The sequence below is a fragment of the Rahnella sp. PAMC25559 genome (assembly GCF_050632365.1).
GTDB classification, from domain to species: Bacteria; Pseudomonadota; Gammaproteobacteria; order Enterobacterales; family Enterobacteriaceae; genus Rahnella; species Rahnella rivi.
Genome location: NZ_CP192543.1, coordinates 3,056,203 through 3,074,216 on the forward strand (window position 1 = coordinate 3,056,203; position 18,014 = coordinate 3,074,216).

Here is an 18,014-nt window from a genome sequence, read left to right on the forward strand (position 1 = left end):
CTTTGAATAACACCCAAAAAACCTATAAGAATCGAACCCGTTCTGCCACGCTCGAAGATGTGGCGAAAGAAGCCGGTCTGTCACCGATGACGGTGAGCAGGGCGCTGAATAACCCAAAAGTGGTGCGACCGGCGACCATCTCCCGCGTGATGGACGCGGTGAATATTACCGGCTACATCCCCAACATGCTGGCCGGCGGGCTGGCGACCAGCCGCACCAAGCTCATCGCCGTGGTGGTGCCGCAGATTAACAACAATATGTTTGTCGATACCGTGCAGGCGATAAGCGATGAACTGGCGCTGCGCGGTTACCACATGCTGCTGTGCATTGTCGGCTACGAGCCGGAGGCGGAAACGGACATTGTGGCGACACTGCTTTCCCGCCGCCCGGACGGTATCGTGCTCACCGGTATTCATCACACCTCAGAACTGAAACGCATTATTCTCAACGCCAATATTCCGGTGGTTGAAATCTGGGATTTAACGCCCACGCCCATCGACATGCTGATCGGCTTCTCCCATGAAAAAGTCGGCAACGCGATTGGCGCGTATTTTCTGGATAAAGGCTTCACCCGCTTCGGCTTTATCTGTGCCTCTGACCGCCGCGCGATAGTGCGGAAAAAGGGTGCGCAGGCGGTGTTGCGCACCCGGCCTGAGCATGAGATTGAAGAGCTGATTGTCTCCCGTCCGGCCAATATGGAAGTCGGGCGCAATGCGCTGCGTCAGATGATGGCGGACGGTAAACGTTTCGATGCCATCATTTGCAGTTCTGACACGCTGGCGCAGGGCGCGATTATGGAGGCGGAGGCGCAGGGGCTGCGGGTACCGGGCGATCTGTCGGTTATCGGCTTCGCAGACCTGAATTTTGCTGCCCATAACCGCCCGGCGATCACCACCGTCAGCGTGGATAAGTGGGAACTCGGGGTGAAGGCGGCCCGGATGCTGGCGGATAAAATCGAAGGCATTCCGGTGGCGGAAAGCGTGGTGGATCTCGGCTATTCGCTGGTGATCCGTGAATCCGCATAAGGCCTTCAGGGAATATCTCGCGGGGATTTATGCCTGCATCACAGCGGCTTATCACCTTTAGAAAACGTAATTTTAACTTGTTCGCCACCTTATCCTGGTGTCAAATCAGACACATTGCGTCCTGACGGGCAAGACCGTTAACAAAAGGAAAATACTATGTCTCAAACTCTGCGGGTTGGCCTCATCGGTTATGGCTTCGCCAGCAAAACCTTCCACTCACCGCTGATCGACGGCACGCCGGGTCTGGAACTGGCCGTGGTGTCGAGCAGTGATGCCGGAAAAGTGCATGCAGAATGGCCGCAGGTCAGGGTAGTGGATTCCCCTGAGAAGGTGTTTGCCGATCCGGATATCGATCTGGTGGTGATCCCCACGCCAAATACCACGCACTTCCCGCTGGCGAAACTGGCGCTGGAAGCGGGTAAGCACGTCATCGTCGATAAACCCTTTACCGTCACGCTGGAAGAGGCCCGCGAGCTGGATGCGCTGGCGCGTGAAAAAGGCAAAGTGCTGTCGGTGTTCCATAACCGCCGCTGGGACTCCGATTTCCTGACCGTGAAAACGCTGATCAACGAAGGTTCTCTTGGCGATATCGTTTATTTCGAATCGCATTACGATCGTTACAAACCGCAGGTGCTGGAACGCTGGCGTGAGAGCGCGGCACAGGGCAGCGGCATCTGGTATGACTTAGGATCGCATTTGCTGGATCAGGCATTGCAGTTGTTCGGTACGCCGGACACCTTACAGGCCGATCTGGCGGTGCTGCGCCCCGGCGGTAAAGCGGTGGATTATTTCAACGCCGTGCTGACCTATCCGCGCCGTCGCGTGGTGCTGCACAGCACCGTCTACGCCGTAGCCGAAACGGCGCGCTTTATCGTGCAGGGCGAAAAAGGCAGCTATGTGAAATTCGGGCTGGATCCTCAGGAAGATCGTCTGAAAGCGGGCGAACGTTTGCCGCAGGCTGACTGGGGTTACGACATGCGCGATGGCGTGGTGACGCTGAGCCATGACGGCGTGCTGGCGGAAAAATCGCTGCTGACCCTGCCGGGCAACTATCCGGCCTATTACGCCGGTGTGCGTGATGCGATTAACGGCCAGGGTGAAAATCCGGTGCCCGCGGGCGACGCTATCCGCGTGATGGAACTGATCGAACTGGGTATGCAATCTTCTGAGCAACGCGCGACGCTGAACGTCAAAAAATAAGTCGCCGTTGTTATTTTCACGAGGTGTTAACCGCACCTGTTTATCTGGCAAGGAAGGTCCATGTCCTGGTTAAAAATCGATAAGTTTTTGCTGATTCTGATCTGTGTGGTGGTGGTCGCGTCGTTCTTTCCTTGTGAAGGGATTTACAAAACGATCTTCGAACACCTGACCACCGCGGCCATCGCGCTGCTGTTCTTTATGCACGGCGCGAAGTTGTCCCGCGAGGCGATCATGTCGGGGATCGGCCACTGGCGTTTGCACGTTGTCGTTTTCCTCAGCACCTTCGCACTGTTCCCGCTGCTGGGTCTGGGGATGAAGTGGCTGGTGCCGGTGGGGATTTTAACCCCGACGCTGTATTACGGTTTTCTGTATCTCTGTGCGCTGCCTGCTACCGTGCAGTCGGCTATCGCCTACACCTCGGTGGCGGGCGGGAATATTCCGGCGGCGATTTGCAGCGCGTCTGCCTCCAGCATTCTCGGCGTTTTCCTTTCGCCGGTGCTGGTGGGCTTGCTGATGCATACGCAGGGCGGCACCAGCGATACGCTGCATGCCATCGGGTCGATCGTGTTGCAACTGATGGTACCTTTCATCATCGGGCATCTGTGTCGTCCGCTGATCGGGGGCTGGGTGCAGCGACATAAGAAAATCGTTAACGTGACCGACCGCTCTTCCATCCTGCTGGTGGTGTACGTGGCCTTCAGCGCGGCGGTAGTGGAAGGGATCTGGCATCAGATTGACGGCTGGTCACTGCTGGCGGTGCTGGGTTGCTCGATTGTGCTGCTGACCATTGTGTTGATCATCAATACGTTTGTGGCGCGCTTGTTTGGCTTTAACACCAAAGATGAAATCACCATTGTCTTCTGCGGTTCGAAGAAGAGCCTGGCGAACGGGATCCCGATGGCGAACGTGTTGTTCCCGGCGGCAGCCGTCGGGGCTATGGTCTTACCGCTGATGATTTTCCACCAGATCCAGCTGATGGTGTGCGCGGTGCTGGCCTCGCGTTATGCCAGACGCGTGGCGCGTGAAGACGCGGCTGCACAGGTGAAAAAAGAAGACGTGACATCAGCGTAACCGGCTGACAGAAAGACAAAAGGGCGAGAATCATTCTCGCCCTTTTTTATGGAGTCAGAAACGGTTACGCCGAGACTTTGTCGCGGATTGCCTGTTTTTCTGCATCGGTCAGGAAGGCCATGGTCAGGCCGTTTTCCTGCGCTTTGCGGATTTCATTTTGCGTCAGGCCCGCGGCTGGCGCGGCAACGTTGTACTCGTTGGCGATCTCAATGCCCTGAACCGCCGGGTCATCGGTATTGATCGACGCCAGAACGCCGTGACGCAGGAACGTCGCCAGCGGGTGCTGCTCAAGCGACGCCACGGTGCTGGTTTGAATATTGGAGGTCAGGCAGGATTCGATACCAATCTGGTGCTTCGCCAGGAAATCCATCAGCGCCGGATCTTGCGCTGCTTTCACGCCGTGGCCGATACGCTCAGCGCCCAGTTCACGGATGGCCTGCCAGATGCTTTCAGGGCCTGCCGCCTCACCGGCGTGAACGGTAATACGCCAGCCTGCATCACGCGCGCGGTTAAAATGGCTGAGGAAAAGACTGCCCGGAAAACCGAGTTCATCACCGGCCAGATCCAGCGCGGTAATACCGTCGCGGTGCGCCAGCAGGCCTTCGAGCTCCTGCACGCAGGCATCTTCACCAAAAGTACGGCTCAGAATACCGATCAGACGCACATCGATATCATGATTTTTTTGCCCTTCACGGATCCCTTCGATCACCGCTTCCACCACGCCGGCAACCGGCAAATTATGATTCATCGCCATGTAGTACGGCGAGAAACGCAGCTCGGTGTAATGCAAACCGGCCTTCGCGGCATCTTCCACGTTTTCTTTAGCAACGCGACGGCAGGCGTCGATGTCGCCGAGCACTTTCACTCCCCAGTCCAGTTTTTGCAGGAAGCTGACCAGATCCGGTTCCGCGTGCATTACCTGCACGTGCGGGCGCAGGGCGTCGAGTTCGTCAGCAGGCAGGGCCAGATTAAACTGACGGCCTAAATCGAGAATGGTTTGAGCGCGAATGTTGCCATCAAGGTGGCGGTGGATATCAGTGAGGGGAAGGCGTGTGTCGATCATGGTGTGCACTCATTATTATTGAAATGTGCGGGGCATTATAACTGGATTTAGTTGCGCAACAAGGAAGGTTTTGGTTTTGCTCCCTCCCCGGCAATGAACTGAACCCCGAATGTTGGACTGTTTAACCTTCATTCGGAGTTCATATGAAATACACTCTTCAAACCAAACTCATGGCCGTCAGGCATTACCTGGACGGCCATGGCGGCTACAAACTTTTATTTGAAAAAAAATTAGCCGTAACTATCATTGATATCCGGATGTTTTTAAAAAAATAATGGATTATAACAATGGGTTATGCAATATTTTTGTTTTTACACAACACATTAAATTAAAGTGATTCGTTTTTTAAACTAGTTTCTTTCGCACAGTTTTTCGTTTAAAGCATATCTGCTCGTGCCAATGACTGTGCGGGTCACAGTATCACAATTGATATAACCATTTTTTTCTAAAAATTTTGGGTATTTAACTGTAAATATTAGAGTGAATATTAGCGCTGAGATCATGATAAGAATAAAAATAACCAATAATTGCTTGCCATATTTTTTCGCCATGCTCTGTGTTTTTTCGCTGACTGATGCTAACAGTATTGCGAGTATCGTCAGGCCACCACATATTGTAAATGAAAAAAAGCCAAAGTCGAATAAGACAACTTGTTTTGGATATATATATTCAATGGCTACTGAAATGCCAAAATATAAAGATGAAAAACTTAAGGTTAGCAATAATAGACAACCAAAAAACAACTGAGTTTTACTAACTTTACTTGTCCTATTCAACTTTTTATTCACGTAATAACCTCAAAAAATTCCAATGATAGTTAAAAAATTCTAGGTGTAATATCATTAATACTATTCTTCAAATATTTCATAACTTCACCTTCAATGACTTTTGCTCCTTTTTTTAATTTTCCTTCGACATACATTCCCCCTAGATCCCATACTTCACTTTCAAATTCCCTAGCCTTGCTCACAAATTCTTGTTGCGCTGATTCTATATAATCAATAATTTTTTCAGTTATACCATATTTATCATCTAAACTGTTCAAAATAACTGTTACAAGTACACTTGTTGCAACAACGACAACAAGCGGCCCTACGATGAAAGGCAGAAAACTAAGAGCCGAACTGGCTGCCCAACTTACTCCTGATACTATCCCCACCTTAACAACGTCTGTGGCGAGGCTTCCGATGAAAGTAGCTAGAGATGTTTCATCATTTAAAATAAAATCTATTGTTCTGTATGCGGCAGCAACATAGATAGTTAGTAATCCTCCCTCTTTAATTACATTGCTTATTCCATATTTTCCGATTCCCAACGATATTACCTTTGGGTTTTTTAGCGCGAATACAGGGGCATTAAGAATTTTTCTTACTCCCGGATAGCCATAAATTTTTATTAGTTCAGTACCTTTTTCGTTTACGAATACTGTAGCTTTGATACCGAACCCCCCTAGTTTATTTATTAGTAAACCTGTGGTAATAAAATCTTTCGCGTTGAGGCCATAATTCACAGTAACTTTGCCTACCTCTGACTGTGTAATGCTAACCCATCCGCTTTTGATCGCCCCCCAGCTTGACAGTACATCTACGCTTTCAGTCAGTGTTATCAACATGCATGTTGACGCTTTTGCTATAAGCATTTGGCGTAAGTGTTGATCTGGTATAGGGTGAGTGTTTATCAGTGTTGCGGGATAATCTGAAATATATACTGAATCTGATTGCTCACCGGTAGTATAATTTGATAAATGATTTGGGGATTTAACAGATTGCGCATGTTGCAGTGGGGGCTTTTCAATAAACTCATATACAGAGGAGAATTCACTTGCGAATATTTTCGCTCTACAGGGGCAAGTGCTGTTGCTGTTCAGTGTACCGGCGCAGGGTGTCCCATAAGCTGTATAATTTTGTATACCGCCGCTAATTCTAAAAATACCCGGATTTTTTCCACAACTCACAGGATCGTACATCCTCGCAACGTTTAGCCCGTGGTGAGTGATGTTACTACTTGCCCCCAAAACTCGACCGCCACATGATGTTTTATCGCCGAACCTTATGAAATATCCAATTGCCATTTTCTTTAAACTCACTTGTCAGTGTTAGATAGAAATAATCCACTCATTCTTATTTATAGAGAATCGAGATACACGATCAAAATCACTTCGTCCATTTTCTGTTGTTATCACCATTTTGGATATGGCTATCGAGGCAAAAGAATGCATATCCGAATTGCTTATTTCGTTTTGAATATTTAAATCTTTACAATAGTCTCGATAATGTAGGACCCAATACTCATTTATTTCTTTAAATAATTCCTTGCTAAATTTTAAAATAATTGGACTCAAGGCAGAGCTTCCTTTTTCATGCGGGAATGACATAACAAATCCTTTTGTTATTAACGCCTCGTTAGGGCATAACACTTTTCCTTCGTTATCTACAGCAAATCCAAAATTAATGTGTATTGAATATTTATCTTGAATCGTAGCAACATCAATCATCATTTCAGTGACGCTTATATCAGAAAAGCTATATGCAGCCCATCCCCCTTTATCATATCCATTCAAGGTAATCGCATAGATATAAGCATCAAGTTTAGAAGTAAAAAGAGATAAACCATTATCTTCACCGCTTGGCCCGGCTTTCCAAATAGGTTCGAGCCAGTGAATACCGTTTTCCCGCACAGAATGTTTTGCAACTACAAAAAGCGTCAATGGTGCAATATAAAAATTATCGCCCGGAGAATAGAAGTACAAACGTTTTTCCATTTTGAGTTTCCTAAGTTGTTTTTTAGAAATCAAAATATACGCTTATGTTTGGTGTGGGTATAATGTCATTTTTCTATCTAACGATTACTTGAGATTTGTTTGAAAAATTACTGAAATGAATAAGTCTTCTGCATTTAAAGCGGTTTAAGGAGAGTGTAATGCATTGTTTAGATAAATTTTATGCAGAACAAAAAAACAGGATATAACTTTATAACGGTTTATTTATATTCCTATAAAACAGAGGCTTAGTATTACTTGCCTCCCCCTTCGCAGGGGGAAGCGCTTACCGTAATGCATTGATACCGCTGATTAATTTTTCAACGCCTGATTCAACTTTCGACCGCGGGCAGCCGACATTGAGACGCAGGAAACCGTTGCCTCCTTCACCGTAGGTATATCCCGGCATGATGGCGACTTTTTGATGTTCGATCAGCTCTTTTTGCAGCAGTTTGTCGTCAATGCCCAGCGGGCGCAGGTCGATCCACGCCAGGTAGGTGGATTGCGGCGGCTGCCAGTTGAGGGCCGGGAACGCAGCATTCAGCTTGTCGGCCACATAGCGCAGATTGCCCTGCAAATAGTTGCGCAACGCATCCAGCCAGGGTTCACCGGCCTGATAAGCAGCCACGTGAGCGTGGATCGCCAGCACTGCCGGAGAGGATAAGCCGTCGCAGGCTTTGAGCTGATGCAGGTAGGCATCGCGCTGCGCTTTGTGGCTGATCAGCCCGTAAGCGCCGGTCAGCGCCGGAATGTTGAAGCTTTTCGAGCCGGAAGTCAGCAGCGCCCATACGCCACGGCCGGTTTCATTCCATGGCGTATGCGTATTGTCGCCCCAGACCATGTCCATGTGGATTTCATCGCTGATCACCCGCACGTTGTGGCGCTCACACAGTTCAGCAATCAGCGTCAGTTCTGTGCGCGTCCAGACTTTTCCGGTCGGGTTGTGCGGGCTGCATAACAGCAGCACTGAGCAGGTCGGCTGTGCCAGCAGCGTTTCCAGCTGGCGGGGATCCAGCGCCCAGTCGTTGCCCTTTTTGGTCAGCGGGCTGGAAAGCATGGTGCGCTGATTGCCTTCCACCACTTTGAAAAATGCGTCGTAAGCGGGGGTGAAGGTCACCACGCCGTCACCCGGCTGGCTCCACTGGCGGATCAGTTGCGCCACCATGTAAATCACCGACGGGCCGTATACCACCATGTCGCGATCGATCTGGCTGTTGAATCGCTGCTGATACCAGTGCGCGACAGCGCCGAGGAAATCGTCGTGCTGCCAGCGGCTGTAGCCGAGGACGCCGTGTTGCAGACGTTTTTGTAAGGCGTCGAGAATGCACGGCGCGGCGGCGAAATCCATGTCGGAGATGGTGAAGGGCAGTAAATCAGCGCTGCCAAAACGGTCAGCGACGTAATCCCACTGCGTACACCAGCTGCCGTGGCGATCCACCACGGTCGAGAAATCGAAAGAAGTTGAAGTCATTTTTCACTCCCTGAAGAAAGCTGAAAAGGGCGACACTAGGTCGCCCTGCGGATTCAGTGCTTACGCCGTCACCCCTTGCGGAGCTGAATGGCTGGCCGCTTCGCGGATCAGATAATCCAGTTCATCTTTCACCGACTGTACCTGCGGCCCGATCACGACCTGCAAATTGTGGTCGTTGAGATGAACCACGCCAATGGCACGGTTAGCTTTCAGTGTTACGTCATCCACCCGTGACATATCCGAGACGGAAAGGCGCAGGCGGGTGATACAGTTGTCAAGAGAGACGATATTTTCGGCACCGCCCAGCGCGCTGAGAATAGCCGGGACGTTGTAGCCGGATTTGCTGGAAGAAGGCACCGGCGCGGCGTCAGGCATACTTTCCGATTCGCGACCCGGCGTTTTGATATTAAAGCGCATGATGGAGAAGCGGAAGATGGCATAGTAAGCCGCAAACCAGATGGCTGCCACAACGGGTACCAGATACCATTTGGTTGCCGTGCCGTGCAGGATGCCGAAGACCACGAAATCGATGATGTTACCGTCGGTATTGCCGATGGTGACGCCCAGAACCGACATAATGGTGAAGCCCAGACCGGTCAGAATAGCGTGGATCACATACAGCACTGGCGCCACGAACAGGAACAGGAATTCGATCGGTTCTGTGGTGCCGCCCACCACGCACGCCACCACGCCGGAAATCAGCAGGCCTTTAATTTTATGACGGTTTTCAGGTTTCGCGCAGTGGTACATCGCCAGCGCTGCGCCCGGGAGGCCGCCGAGGAAGGCTGGCATTTTACCCTGAGACAGGAACTGTGTGGCACTCTCAGAGAAACCGTGCGTGGTCGGGCAGGAAAGCTGCGCCTGGAAGATGGTCAGCGCGCCGCTCACTTCACGGCCACAGACATCCAGCGTACCGCCGGCTTCGGTGAAGCGGATCAGTGCCACCAGAATATGGTGCAGACCGAAGGGCAGCAGCAGACGTTCGCCGGAACCAAAAATCATCGGCCCGAACACGCCCGCGCCCTGAATCAGACGGCCCAGACCGTTGATGCCTGCGGCGAAGAACGGCCAGATAAGCGGGATCAGCAGACCGACTAAACCGAGCACCACGGTGGTGACGATAGGCACGAAACGGGTACCGCCGAAGAAGGCCAGTGCATCCGGCAGGCGGATGGTATTGTAGCGTTCATGCAGCATGTACACGATGATACCGACGATCACCGCGCCCAGAATACCGGTGTCGATAGACTGAATACCGAGGATCATCTGGATGTTGTTGGCTTTCAGTACCGCAGGATCCACGGTCGGCAGCGTGCCGTTGGCGGTCAGGTAGAAGTTAATCGCCAGATTCAGCACCGCGAAGCCGACGAAGCCGGAAAACGCCGCGACGCCTTTGTTCTCACGCGCCATGCCCAGCGGGATAGCGATAGCGAACATCACCGGCAGGAAGCTGAACGCGAAGGAACCGACTTTGCTCATCCAGACGAAAATCAGCTGGAGGATCGGATTGCCCAGTGCGGGGAGCAGGGTCACCACATCGTGGCTGCTTAACGAGCTGCCGATGCCCAGCATGATGCCGCAAAACGACAGCAGAGCCACCGGCAGCATGAAGGTTTTACCCAGACTCTGGAAGAATTCCCAAAGCGTAATTTTTTGTTTTTTACTGGCAGGCATAGCTGCTCCCTGTAAGTGTTGGTGTTAGCTGTGTGTTGACGGCGCTAAAGATAAAACGTTTTACCTAAATAATACGTGGCGTGAATCACAATATTCGATCATTCCCTGTGTGCGGGGTCTGGTGGCAGGTTTAACGTTTTACTCAATCCGGTGAATTAGGTATAACTGTCTGACCACGCTTATTTTTTAATGTTGTAAATAATGCGGGCGGGAAAGGATCCCGTTTTATGGAGTTTGAAATGAACGATGACGTCCAATGAATCATAAAAAAATCACGATTATTGACGTCGCGCAGCACGCGGGAGTTTCCGTTACCACGGTGTCACTGGTGCTGAGCGGCAAAGGACGAATTTCACAGACCACCTCCGAGCGCGTAAACCGTGCGGTCGATGAACTGGGGTTCGTGCGCAACCGTCAGGCCAGTACGCTGCGCGGCGGCGAATCCGGCGTGGTCGGGCTGATTGTTCGCGATATCTGCGAGCCTTTTTATGCCGAAATGACCGCCGGGCTGAGCGAGATGTTTGAGGCGCAGGGCAAAGTGCTGTTTCTGCTGCAAAGCGGCTCAACCGGCAAGGGCCTTGAGCGCTGTTTTGATACCTTACTGACGCATGGCGTTGACGGCATCGTTATCGCCGGTGGGGTGAATTCGATTGCAGGGCTGAAAGAAAAAGTGGAAGAACATGGGGTGCCGCTGATCTGCGCGGCACGCTCCGGCGGTATCGAAGGCGTAGATGTGGTGCGCCCGGACAACATGCTGGCCGCGAAAATGGCCACCGAATATCTGATCAAACGCGGGCATAAACAGATCGCGTATCTGGGCGGCCTGAGCAATTCGCTCACCCGCGCCGAGCGGCTGGGTGGGTTCTGCGCCACGCTGTTGCAGTACGGCCTTCCGTTTCGCAGTGAGTGGATCATCGAGTGTGATTATCAGCAGAAATGCGCCGCCGATGCAGCAGAAGCCTTGTTATCCCGTTACCCGAAAATCAGCGCCATCGTCTGCCATAAAGCCTCCGTTGCGCTCGGTGCCTATTTTGGCGTGATGCGTACCGGCACCCAGGTCGGCGGCGGCGCTGTTGATAACTTCTTCCAGCAAAAAGTCGCGCTGATCGGCATGGAAGATGCGCCGGAATCCGCGCTGACCGAGCCTCCGCTGACGTCAATCGTTAACTCGGCCAGGGAAATTGGTTATTCGGCGGCGCGCCGGTTAATGCTGAGGATTGGGGGGCAAAATCTGGAGGCGCAAAATATTATCGTCGCACCGGGGCTGGTGGAGAGGGAATCGGCGTAAGGCGGATTTCACAGCGGCGAAACAGACTCTGCGCGCCGCTGCGAAATCTCATGATGACTCAGCGTGATTCACATGGCCGCCGTGGCGACGGCCTGCGTGATTAACGGCTGCACAGCTTGTAATACACCTCATTCCAGCGGATCTGGTTTTTGAAGTCTGCCAGCGTCGTGTCGTTATCTATCACCAGCAACTCAATTCCGGAAAGCTCGGCATAAAGACGCAGCGCGTCGATATCCAGTGCCTGCGAGAATACCGTGTGGTGCGCGCCGCCGCCGAGGATCCAGGCTTCTGCCGCGGTAGCCAGTGATGGCTGGGCTTTCCAGATAGCGCGGGCGACCGGCAGTTTTGGCAGCGGATGAGGCTGTTCGACGGTATCCACCAGATTGACCAGCAGACGGAAGCGGTCGCCCATGTCGATGACGCTGGCGTTCACCGCCGGACCTGCCGGGGTGGAGAAGATCAGACGCGCCGGATCCGCTTTGCCGCCTATGCCGAGAAATTGCGCATCCAGCAACGGTTTTTCTTCTTTGGCAATCGACGGGCACACTTCCAGCATGTGCGAGCCCACCACCAGATCGTTCCCTGGTTTGAAGTGGTAGGTGTAATCTTCCATAAACGACGTGCCGCCTTTCAGGCCGCTGGCCATCACTTTCATGATGCGCAACAGGGCAGACGTTTTCCAGTCGCCTTCGCCGCCAAAGCCGTAGCCTTTTTGCATCAGACGCTGTACCGCCAGCCCCGGCAGTTGTTTCATGCCGTGCAGATCTTCGAAGTTAGTGGTGAAGGCACCAAATTTGCCTTGCTCGAGGAATCGGGTCATGCCCAGTTCGATCTTCGCGGCGTCCAGCAGGTTTTCACGGCGTTCGCCGTTGACTTTGACCGTATCGGTGAGACGGTACGTGGCTTCGTACTCTTCCACCAGCGTATCCACGTCACCTTTGCTGACTTCGTTGATCACACTCACCAGATCGCCGATACCGTACGCGCTGACGGTGTAGCCAAACTGGATTTGCGCGGCCACTTTATCGCCTTCGGTCACTGCCACTTCACGCATGTTGTCGCCAAAACGCGCCACTTTCAGGTGCTGACTTTCATTTTTCGCCGCTGATACGCGCATCCACTGAGCGATGCGGCGATGAGATTCGCCGTCCTGCCAGTGCCCGGCCACCACGGAATGCTGCTGACGCATACGGGCACCGATGAAGCCAAATTCACGGCCACCGTGCGCAGTCTGGTTCAGGTTCATGAAGTCCATGTCCATGGTGTCCCACGGCACTTCGGCGTTGAACTGCGTATGGAACTGTAACAGCGGCTTGTGCAGGATGCTCAGGCCGGCGATCCACATTTTGGCCGGTGAAAAGGTGTGCAGCCAGGTGATGATCCCCACGCACGGGTTGTGGTAGTTGGCTTCGCGGCACAGGGCGGTGATTTCGTCCGGCGTGGTCACCAGGGGTTTGAGCACCAGCTTAATCGGCAAACCGGCTTCCGTGTTCAGGCCGTTCACCACTTTTTCGGCATTCTCTTTGACCTGACGTAACGTTTCCGGCCCGTACAGATGCTGACTGCCGATAGCGAACCACACTTCGAGATGTTTAAACGCGTCCATTTGTTACTCCTGAATATCGGATATGAGAAAGAGGAATTAATGCGTCGTCTTCGCTGCGAACAGCGGTTCAGTCGTGACACACCATTGCTGATAACGTTCGTACAGGCGCTGATATTGCTCGACACGCTGCGGATCCGGCAGCAGCGTGCGTTCGATGCTGCAGGCCATTTTTTCCTGCGCGGCAGGCACGTCGCTGAATTCACCGGCGGCGACGGCGGCAAAGATCGCCGCACCCAGCGCACAGCACTGATCAGACGCGACAATTTGCAGCGGACGGTTCATGGCGTCGGCGCACACCTGCATGATGACCGGCGATTTACGCGCAATGCCGCCGAGGGTCAGGACGTTTTCCACCGAAATATCCTGTTGTTCGAAACACTCCATGATGGCGCGTGCGCCAAAGGCGGTGGCCGCGATAAAGCCCCCGAACAGTTCCGGCGCTTCGGTACCTAAATTGATATCGGTAATCACGCCTTTCAGGCGCTGGTTGGCAAACGGCGTACGGCGGCCGTTGAACCAGTCGAGCACCAGCGGCAGGTGATCCAGTTTCGGATTGGCGGCCCAGGCGGCGGTGAGATCCGACAGGAGATTTTTTTGTAATGCGGTTAACTGTGTTTGCAGTTCAGGATGGGTTTTTGCCGCCTGAATCAGCGGCCAGCTCAGCAGACGGCTGAACCAGGCGTACATGTCGCCAAAGGCAGACTGCCCGGCTTCCATCCCGATCATGTCCGGCACCACGCTGCCTTCGACCTGACCACAAATCCCGGCAATGGCACGATCGTTAACGCGGGCTTTATCGGCAATCAGAATGTCGCAGGTGGACGTGCCGATGACTTTCACCAGCGTATACGGCTGCGCGCCCGCACCGACGGCGCCCATATGGCAGTCGAATGCGCCGCCCGAAAGCACCACGCTTGCCGGTAAACCGAGACGTTCTGCCCATTCAGGGGTGAGGGTACCGACGGCCTGTTCGGCTGTGACGGTATCGGTAAAGAGCGGATACGGCAGGTTTTCGACCAGCAACGGATCAAGGGCGGCGAAGAAATCTTTCGGTGGCAGGCCGCCCCACGACGGATGCCAGAGCATTTTGTGCCCGGCGCTGCAACGCCCGCGTACCACTTTGTCCGGCGCGGTGGTGCCGGAAAGCAGGGCGGGCACCCAGTCGCACAGTTCAACCCACGACGCGGCGGCTTCTTTCACCGCGGCGTCAGCGCGGGAAACGTGCAGGATTTTCGCCCAGAACCATTCGGAGGAGTAGACGCCGCCGATGTAGCGGGAGTAATCAGGGAAATCGCCGCTGCGGCACAGACGGTTGATCTCTTCGGCTTCTTCTATTGCCGTGTGATCTTTCCACAGCACGAACATGGCGTTCGGGTTTTCGGCAAATTCCGGGTTCAGCGCCAGAATGTTGCCCTGATGATCGACAGGCGCGGGGGTTGAGCCGGTGGAATCGACCCCGATACCGACCACGCGGGCGGCGCGCTCATCGCCCAGGCGGGTCACCACGTTTTTTATCGCCTGCTCCATCGCTTCTATATAGTCGAGCGGGTGATGGCGGAACTGATTTTTAGCCGCATCACAGTAACGGCCTTCATTCCAGCGCGGGTAATACACGACATCCGTTTCTATCTCAGCACCCGTCTGACAATCTACCGCCAGTGCACGGACAGAATCGCTGCCAAAATCCAGACCAAGAGCAATCGCACCTTGCGTCATTCTTTCTCACTCCTTCAGGTTTGCCGTAGTCATTACGGCGGCGAATCGAATTGCTCTAACAGTAGGAGGATGTCAAAAAGGCAGTGAGGAGGCGTTAGCTGGAAGTATGCACAAATCTGCTCCCAATGATGTTTCTGTGAGGTTGGTCAAATGTTAGCGTTTGGCTAAAATCGCTATATCTATGCACATTCCTGCTGTTTTCCCGGCGTGTGATAGCGCTCTACATTCCGCTGCAAAATTACCGCTAAAACTTAACCCGTCTTACAAGAGAGTGTGACGTAAATCCGCTATACACAGGACTTCGGCGCATCCTCACTTTGTTTCCTTACGCTACTGATAACGTTTTCACGATGGCGGCAAACCACCAGATTTCAGAGCGCAATTGTGAAAAACAACAATAAAAGTCGGAGAACATCATGCATAAATTCACTAAGGCATTAGCGGCGGTAGGGTTAGCAGCCGTTATGTCACATTCAGCTATGGCAGCAGAAAATCCGAAGCTGGGTTTCCTGGTTAAACAGCCTGAAGAACCCTGGTTCCAGACTGAATGGCGCTTCGCCGATAAAGCCGGTAAAGACCTGAATTTCGAGGTCATTAAAATCGCCGTGCCGGATGGTGAAAAAACGTTGAATGCGATTGACAGTCTGGCGGCGAACGGCGCGAAAGGTTTTGTTATTTGTACGCCGGATCCCCGTCTCGGGCCTGCCATCATGGCGAAAGCGCGCAGCTATGACATGAAAGTGATCCAGGTGGATGACCAGTTCGTGAATGCCAAAGGCAAGCCAATGGAAGAAGTGCCATTAGTGATGATGGCCGCGACCAAAATCGGCGAACGTCAGGGGCAGGAACTGTATAAAGAGATGCAAAAACGTGGCTGGAAACCGGCTGAGACAGGCGTCATGGCCATCACCGCCGATGAGCTGGACACCGCACGTCGTCGTACTTCCGGTTCTATGGACGCGCTGAAAGCGGCCGGTTTCCCGGAAAAACAGATCTACAAAGTGCCAACCAAATCTAATGATATCCCTGGCGCACTGGATGCCGGTAACTCCCTGCTGGTGCAACATCCTGAAGTGAAAAACTGGCTGATTATCGGCATGAACGACAACACCGTGCTCGGTGGCGTGCGTGCAACGGAAGGTCAGGGCTTTAAAGCGGCTAACGTGATCGGCATCGGTATCAACGGTGTGGATGCGGTGAATGAGCTGTCGAAAAGCGCGCAAACCGGCTTCTACGGTTCCCTGTTACCCAGCCCGGATATCCACGGTTACAAAAGTATCCAGATGCTGAACGAATGGGTGACCAAAGGCGTTGAACCACCGAAATTCACCGAAGTAACTGACGTTGTGTTAATCACCCGCGACAACTTCAAAGAAGAATTGAAGAAAAAAGGGCTCATGTAATTTCCGGGATCATTTGAAAAGAGCATCAGATAACGCTGCTGCATAACGGACGACAGTTTTTTTTATAAGTTATTTATAAAAGGTTACGTACTGTTTTCTGCTGTGCAGTGGCGTGCATTCAACTTCACTTAATTTCCAGGTAGCCACTATGACTCAGCAATCTTCAACCAAGACGCCTTTGCTGAAACCGTCGCTGACGGAGTTTGATGCGGCCAAGCCGTATCTGGAATTCCATGACATTGGCAAAACTTTTCCGGGCGTGAAAGCGCTGGACGGAATTTCTTTCAATTGTTATGCCGGGCAAATTCACGCACTGATGGGCGAAAATGGCGCAGGTAAATCGACGCTGTTAAAAATCCTCAGCGGTAATTATCAGCCGTCGCAGGGCGTTATTCACATTAAAGGCCAGCCGGTCAGTTTTAATAAAACCACTGACGCACTTGATGCGGGCGTGGCGATTATTTATCAGGAATTACATCTGGTGCCGGAAATGACGGTGGCAGAAAACATTTACCTCGGACAATTGCCGAGCAAACACGGTTTTGTGAACCGTAAACTGCTGCGCTATGAAGCCAAAATTCAGCTCGAACACCTCGGGCTGGACATCAACCCGGATACGCCGCTCAAGTATCTCTCCATCGGTCAGTGGCAGATGGTGGAGATCGCCAAAGCCCTGGCGCGTAACGCCAAAATCATTGCCTTTGACGAGCCAACCAGTTCGCTCTCTGCCCGTGAAATCGAACAATTGTTCAGAGTTATCCGTGAGTTGCGTGCCGAAGGGCGCGTGATTTTGTATGTTTCCCACCGTATGGAAGAAATCTTCGCGTTAAGTGACGCTGTCACGGTATTCAAGGATGGCCGCTATGTGCGTACCTTCGACGACATGACGCAGGTCGATAACAGCAAACTGGTGCAGGCGATGGTGGGCCGTAATCTGGATGATATATACGGTTACGCACCGCGTCCGCATGGCGAAATCCGCCTCGAACTGGATGAAGTCAAAGCGCCGGGCGTGAGAACGCCGGTCAGCCTGACGGTGCGTCAGGGGGAAATTGTCGGTCTGTTCGGGCTGGTCGGTGCAGGGCGCAGCGAGCTGATGAAAGGATTATTCGGCGGCACGCGCATAACCGGCGGCACACTGAGGCTGGACGGTGCGGTGATGAACATCCGTAAACCGGCGGATGCCATTCGTCAGGGCATCATGCTTTGCCCGGAAGACCGCAAGGCTGACGGCATCATTCCGGTTCACTCGGTGCGCGACAACATCAACATCAGTGCCCGCCGTAAAACGGTGAAAGCAGGGTGCCTGATCAACAACGCCTGGGAAGCGAAAAATGCGCGCAAGCATATCGAGGCGCTGAATATTAAAACCCCGAGCGATCAGCAGCTGATCATGAATTTGTCCGGCGGTAATCAGCAAAAAGCCATTCTTGGCCGCTGGTTATCGGAAGACATGAAAGTGATTTTGCTGGATGAACCGACGCGCGGCATTGACGTCGGCGCGAAACATGAAATTTATAACGTGATTTATTCTCTGGCAAAACAAGGCATTGCGGTGCTGTTTGCGTCCAGTGACTTACCGGAAGTGCTGGGTCTGGCCGACAGAATTGTGGTGATGCGCGAAGGCGCCATCTCCGGCGAACTGTCCCATGACGAAGCCACCGAAGAAAAAGCGCTGGGGCTCGCGATGTTGCGAACGCCAGACCTGACTTCTGCCCCTGACGCAGCCTGACCGAGGA

Annotated in this window: 14 protein-coding genes; 6 read left to right on the forward strand and 8 right to left on the reverse strand. The window is 52.7% G+C overall.

The features are described 5' to 3' along the window. The first annotated feature begins 2 nt into the window (after window positions 1-2). The 3 genes from ACQZQY_RS15405 (at window position 3) to ACQZQY_RS15415 (ending at window position 3,296) form a co-directional block, all read left to right on the forward strand. Window positions 3-1,025 (forward strand): LacI family DNA-binding transcriptional regulator, encoded by a 1,023-nt coding sequence (locus tag ACQZQY_RS15405; protein WP_056777380.1) that lies wholly within the window; start codon window positions 3-5, stop codon window positions 1,023-1,025. Between the two features lie 156 nt (window positions 1,026-1,181). Then, on the forward strand, window positions 1,182-2,225 hold the full coding sequence (locus ACQZQY_RS15410) for an oxidoreductase (protein WP_056777292.1): 1,044 nt from the start codon (window positions 1,182-1,184) through the stop codon (window positions 2,223-2,225). Window positions 2,226-2,285: 60 nt separating this feature from the next. Beyond that, a complete protein-coding gene (locus tag ACQZQY_RS15415; protein ID WP_056777287.1) occupies window positions 2,286-3,296 on the forward strand; it encodes a bile acid:sodium symporter family protein in 1,011 nt (336 codons plus the stop codon). A gap of 64 nt (window positions 3,297-3,360) precedes the next feature. On the opposite strand, the gene add is transcribed toward ACQZQY_RS15415, so the two are convergent. The 6 genes from add to malX all read right to left on the reverse strand — a co-directional run bounded on the left by add (window position 3,361) and on the right by malX (window position 10,262). Then, window positions 3,361-4,359 (reverse strand): adenosine deaminase, encoded by a 999-nt coding sequence (add, locus tag ACQZQY_RS15420; RefSeq protein ID WP_431295935.1) that lies wholly within the window; start codon window positions 4,357-4,359, stop codon window positions 3,361-3,363. 350 nt (window positions 4,360-4,709) lie between these two features. Next, window positions 4,710-5,147, reverse strand: coding sequence for a hypothetical protein (locus ACQZQY_RS15425; RefSeq protein ID WP_431295936.1), 438 nt, complete (start codon window positions 5,145-5,147; stop codon window positions 4,710-4,712). Window positions 5,148-5,176: 29 nt separating this feature from the next. Further along, a complete protein-coding gene (locus ACQZQY_RS15430; protein WP_431295937.1) occupies window positions 5,177-6,430 on the reverse strand; it encodes a PAAR domain-containing protein in 1,254 nt (417 codons plus the stop codon). Between the two features lie 24 nt (window positions 6,431-6,454). Next, the gene (locus tag ACQZQY_RS15435; RefSeq protein ID WP_431295938.1) at window positions 6,455-7,120 is read right to left on the reverse strand and encodes a hypothetical protein; all 666 of its coding nucleotides are present in this window, start codon (window positions 7,118-7,120) and stop codon (window positions 6,455-6,457) included. Window positions 7,121-7,403: 283 nt separating this feature from the next. After that, window positions 7,404-8,588 (reverse strand): MalY/PatB family protein, encoded by a 1,185-nt coding sequence (locus ACQZQY_RS15440; RefSeq protein ID WP_431295939.1) that lies wholly within the window; start codon window positions 8,586-8,588, stop codon window positions 7,404-7,406. 60 nt (window positions 8,589-8,648) lie between these two features. Next, entirely contained in the window at window positions 8,649-10,262 is a 1,614-nt protein-coding gene (gene malX / locus ACQZQY_RS15445) for a maltose/glucose-specific PTS transporter subunit IIBC (RefSeq protein WP_431295940.1), read from the reverse strand. Between the two features lie 256 nt (window positions 10,263-10,518). Between malX and malI the strand changes: the two genes are divergently transcribed. Further along, window positions 10,519-11,550: a Mal regulon transcriptional regulator MalI gene (gene malI / locus ACQZQY_RS15450; protein WP_431295941.1), complete on the forward strand. Its 1,032-nt coding sequence runs from the start codon at window positions 10,519-10,521 to the stop codon at window positions 11,548-11,550. Between the two features lie 100 nt (window positions 11,551-11,650). Here malI and araA read toward each other — a convergent pair whose 3' ends face one another. Both araA and ACQZQY_RS15460 read right to left on the reverse strand, forming a co-directional pair. Further along, window positions 11,651-13,156, reverse strand: coding sequence for an L-arabinose isomerase (araA, locus tag ACQZQY_RS15455; RefSeq protein WP_122095370.1), 1,506 nt, complete (start codon window positions 13,154-13,156; stop codon window positions 11,651-11,653). A gap of 36 nt (window positions 13,157-13,192) precedes the next feature. Continuing rightward, entirely contained in the window at window positions 13,193-14,872 is a 1,680-nt protein-coding gene (locus ACQZQY_RS15460; RefSeq protein WP_431295942.1) for a ribulokinase, read from the reverse strand. Between the two features lie 416 nt (window positions 14,873-15,288). On the opposite strand from ACQZQY_RS15460, the gene ACQZQY_RS15465 reads away from it, so the two are divergent. Beyond that, window positions 15,289-16,275, forward strand: coding sequence for an arabinose ABC transporter substrate-binding protein (locus ACQZQY_RS15465; protein ID WP_056777260.1), 987 nt, complete (start codon window positions 15,289-15,291; stop codon window positions 16,273-16,275). Window positions 16,276-16,423: 148 nt separating this feature from the next. Beyond that, window positions 16,424-18,007 (forward strand): L-arabinose ABC transporter ATP-binding protein AraG, encoded by a 1,584-nt coding sequence (gene araG / locus ACQZQY_RS15470; protein WP_122095368.1) that lies wholly within the window; start codon window positions 16,424-16,426, stop codon window positions 18,005-18,007. Window positions 18,008-18,014 lie beyond the last annotated feature (7 nt).

Coding starts and splice junctions, on each gene's coding strand:
- ACQZQY_RS15410 (WP_056777292.1), top strand. CDS start 1,182: ATGTCTCAAACTCTGCGGGTTGGCCTCATCGGTTATGGCTTCGCCAGC.
- ACQZQY_RS15415 (WP_056777287.1), top strand. CDS start 2,286: ATGTCCTGGTTAAAAATCGATAAGTTTTTGCTGATTCTGATCTGTGTG.
- add (WP_431295935.1), bottom strand. CDS start 4,359: ATGATCGACACACGCCTTCCCCTCACTGATATCCACCGCCACCTTGAT.
- ACQZQY_RS15430 (WP_431295937.1), bottom strand. CDS start 6,430: ATGGCAATTGGATATTTCATAAGGTTCGGCGATAAAACATCATGTGGC.
- ACQZQY_RS15435 (WP_431295938.1), bottom strand. CDS start 7,120: ATGGAAAAACGTTTGTACTTCTATTCTCCGGGCGATAATTTTTATATT.
- ACQZQY_RS15440 (WP_431295939.1), bottom strand. CDS start 8,588: ATGACTTCAACTTCTTTCGATTTCTCGACCGTGGTGGATCGCCACGGC.
- malX (WP_431295940.1), bottom strand. CDS start 10,262: ATGCCTGCCAGTAAAAAACAAAAAATTACGCTTTGGGAATTCTTCCAG.
- malI (WP_431295941.1), top strand. CDS start 10,519: ATGAATCATAAAAAAATCACGATTATTGACGTCGCGCAGCACGCGGGA.
- araA (WP_122095370.1), bottom strand. CDS start 13,156: ATGGACGCGTTTAAACATCTCGAAGTGTGGTTCGCTATCGGCAGTCAG.
- ACQZQY_RS15460 (WP_431295942.1), bottom strand. CDS start 14,872: ATGACGCAAGGTGCGATTGCTCTTGGTCTGGATTTTGGCAGCGATTCT.
- ACQZQY_RS15465 (WP_056777260.1), top strand. CDS start 15,289: ATGCATAAATTCACTAAGGCATTAGCGGCGGTAGGGTTAGCAGCCGTT.
- araG (WP_122095368.1), top strand. CDS start 16,424: ATGACTCAGCAATCTTCAACCAAGACGCCTTTGCTGAAACCGTCGCTG.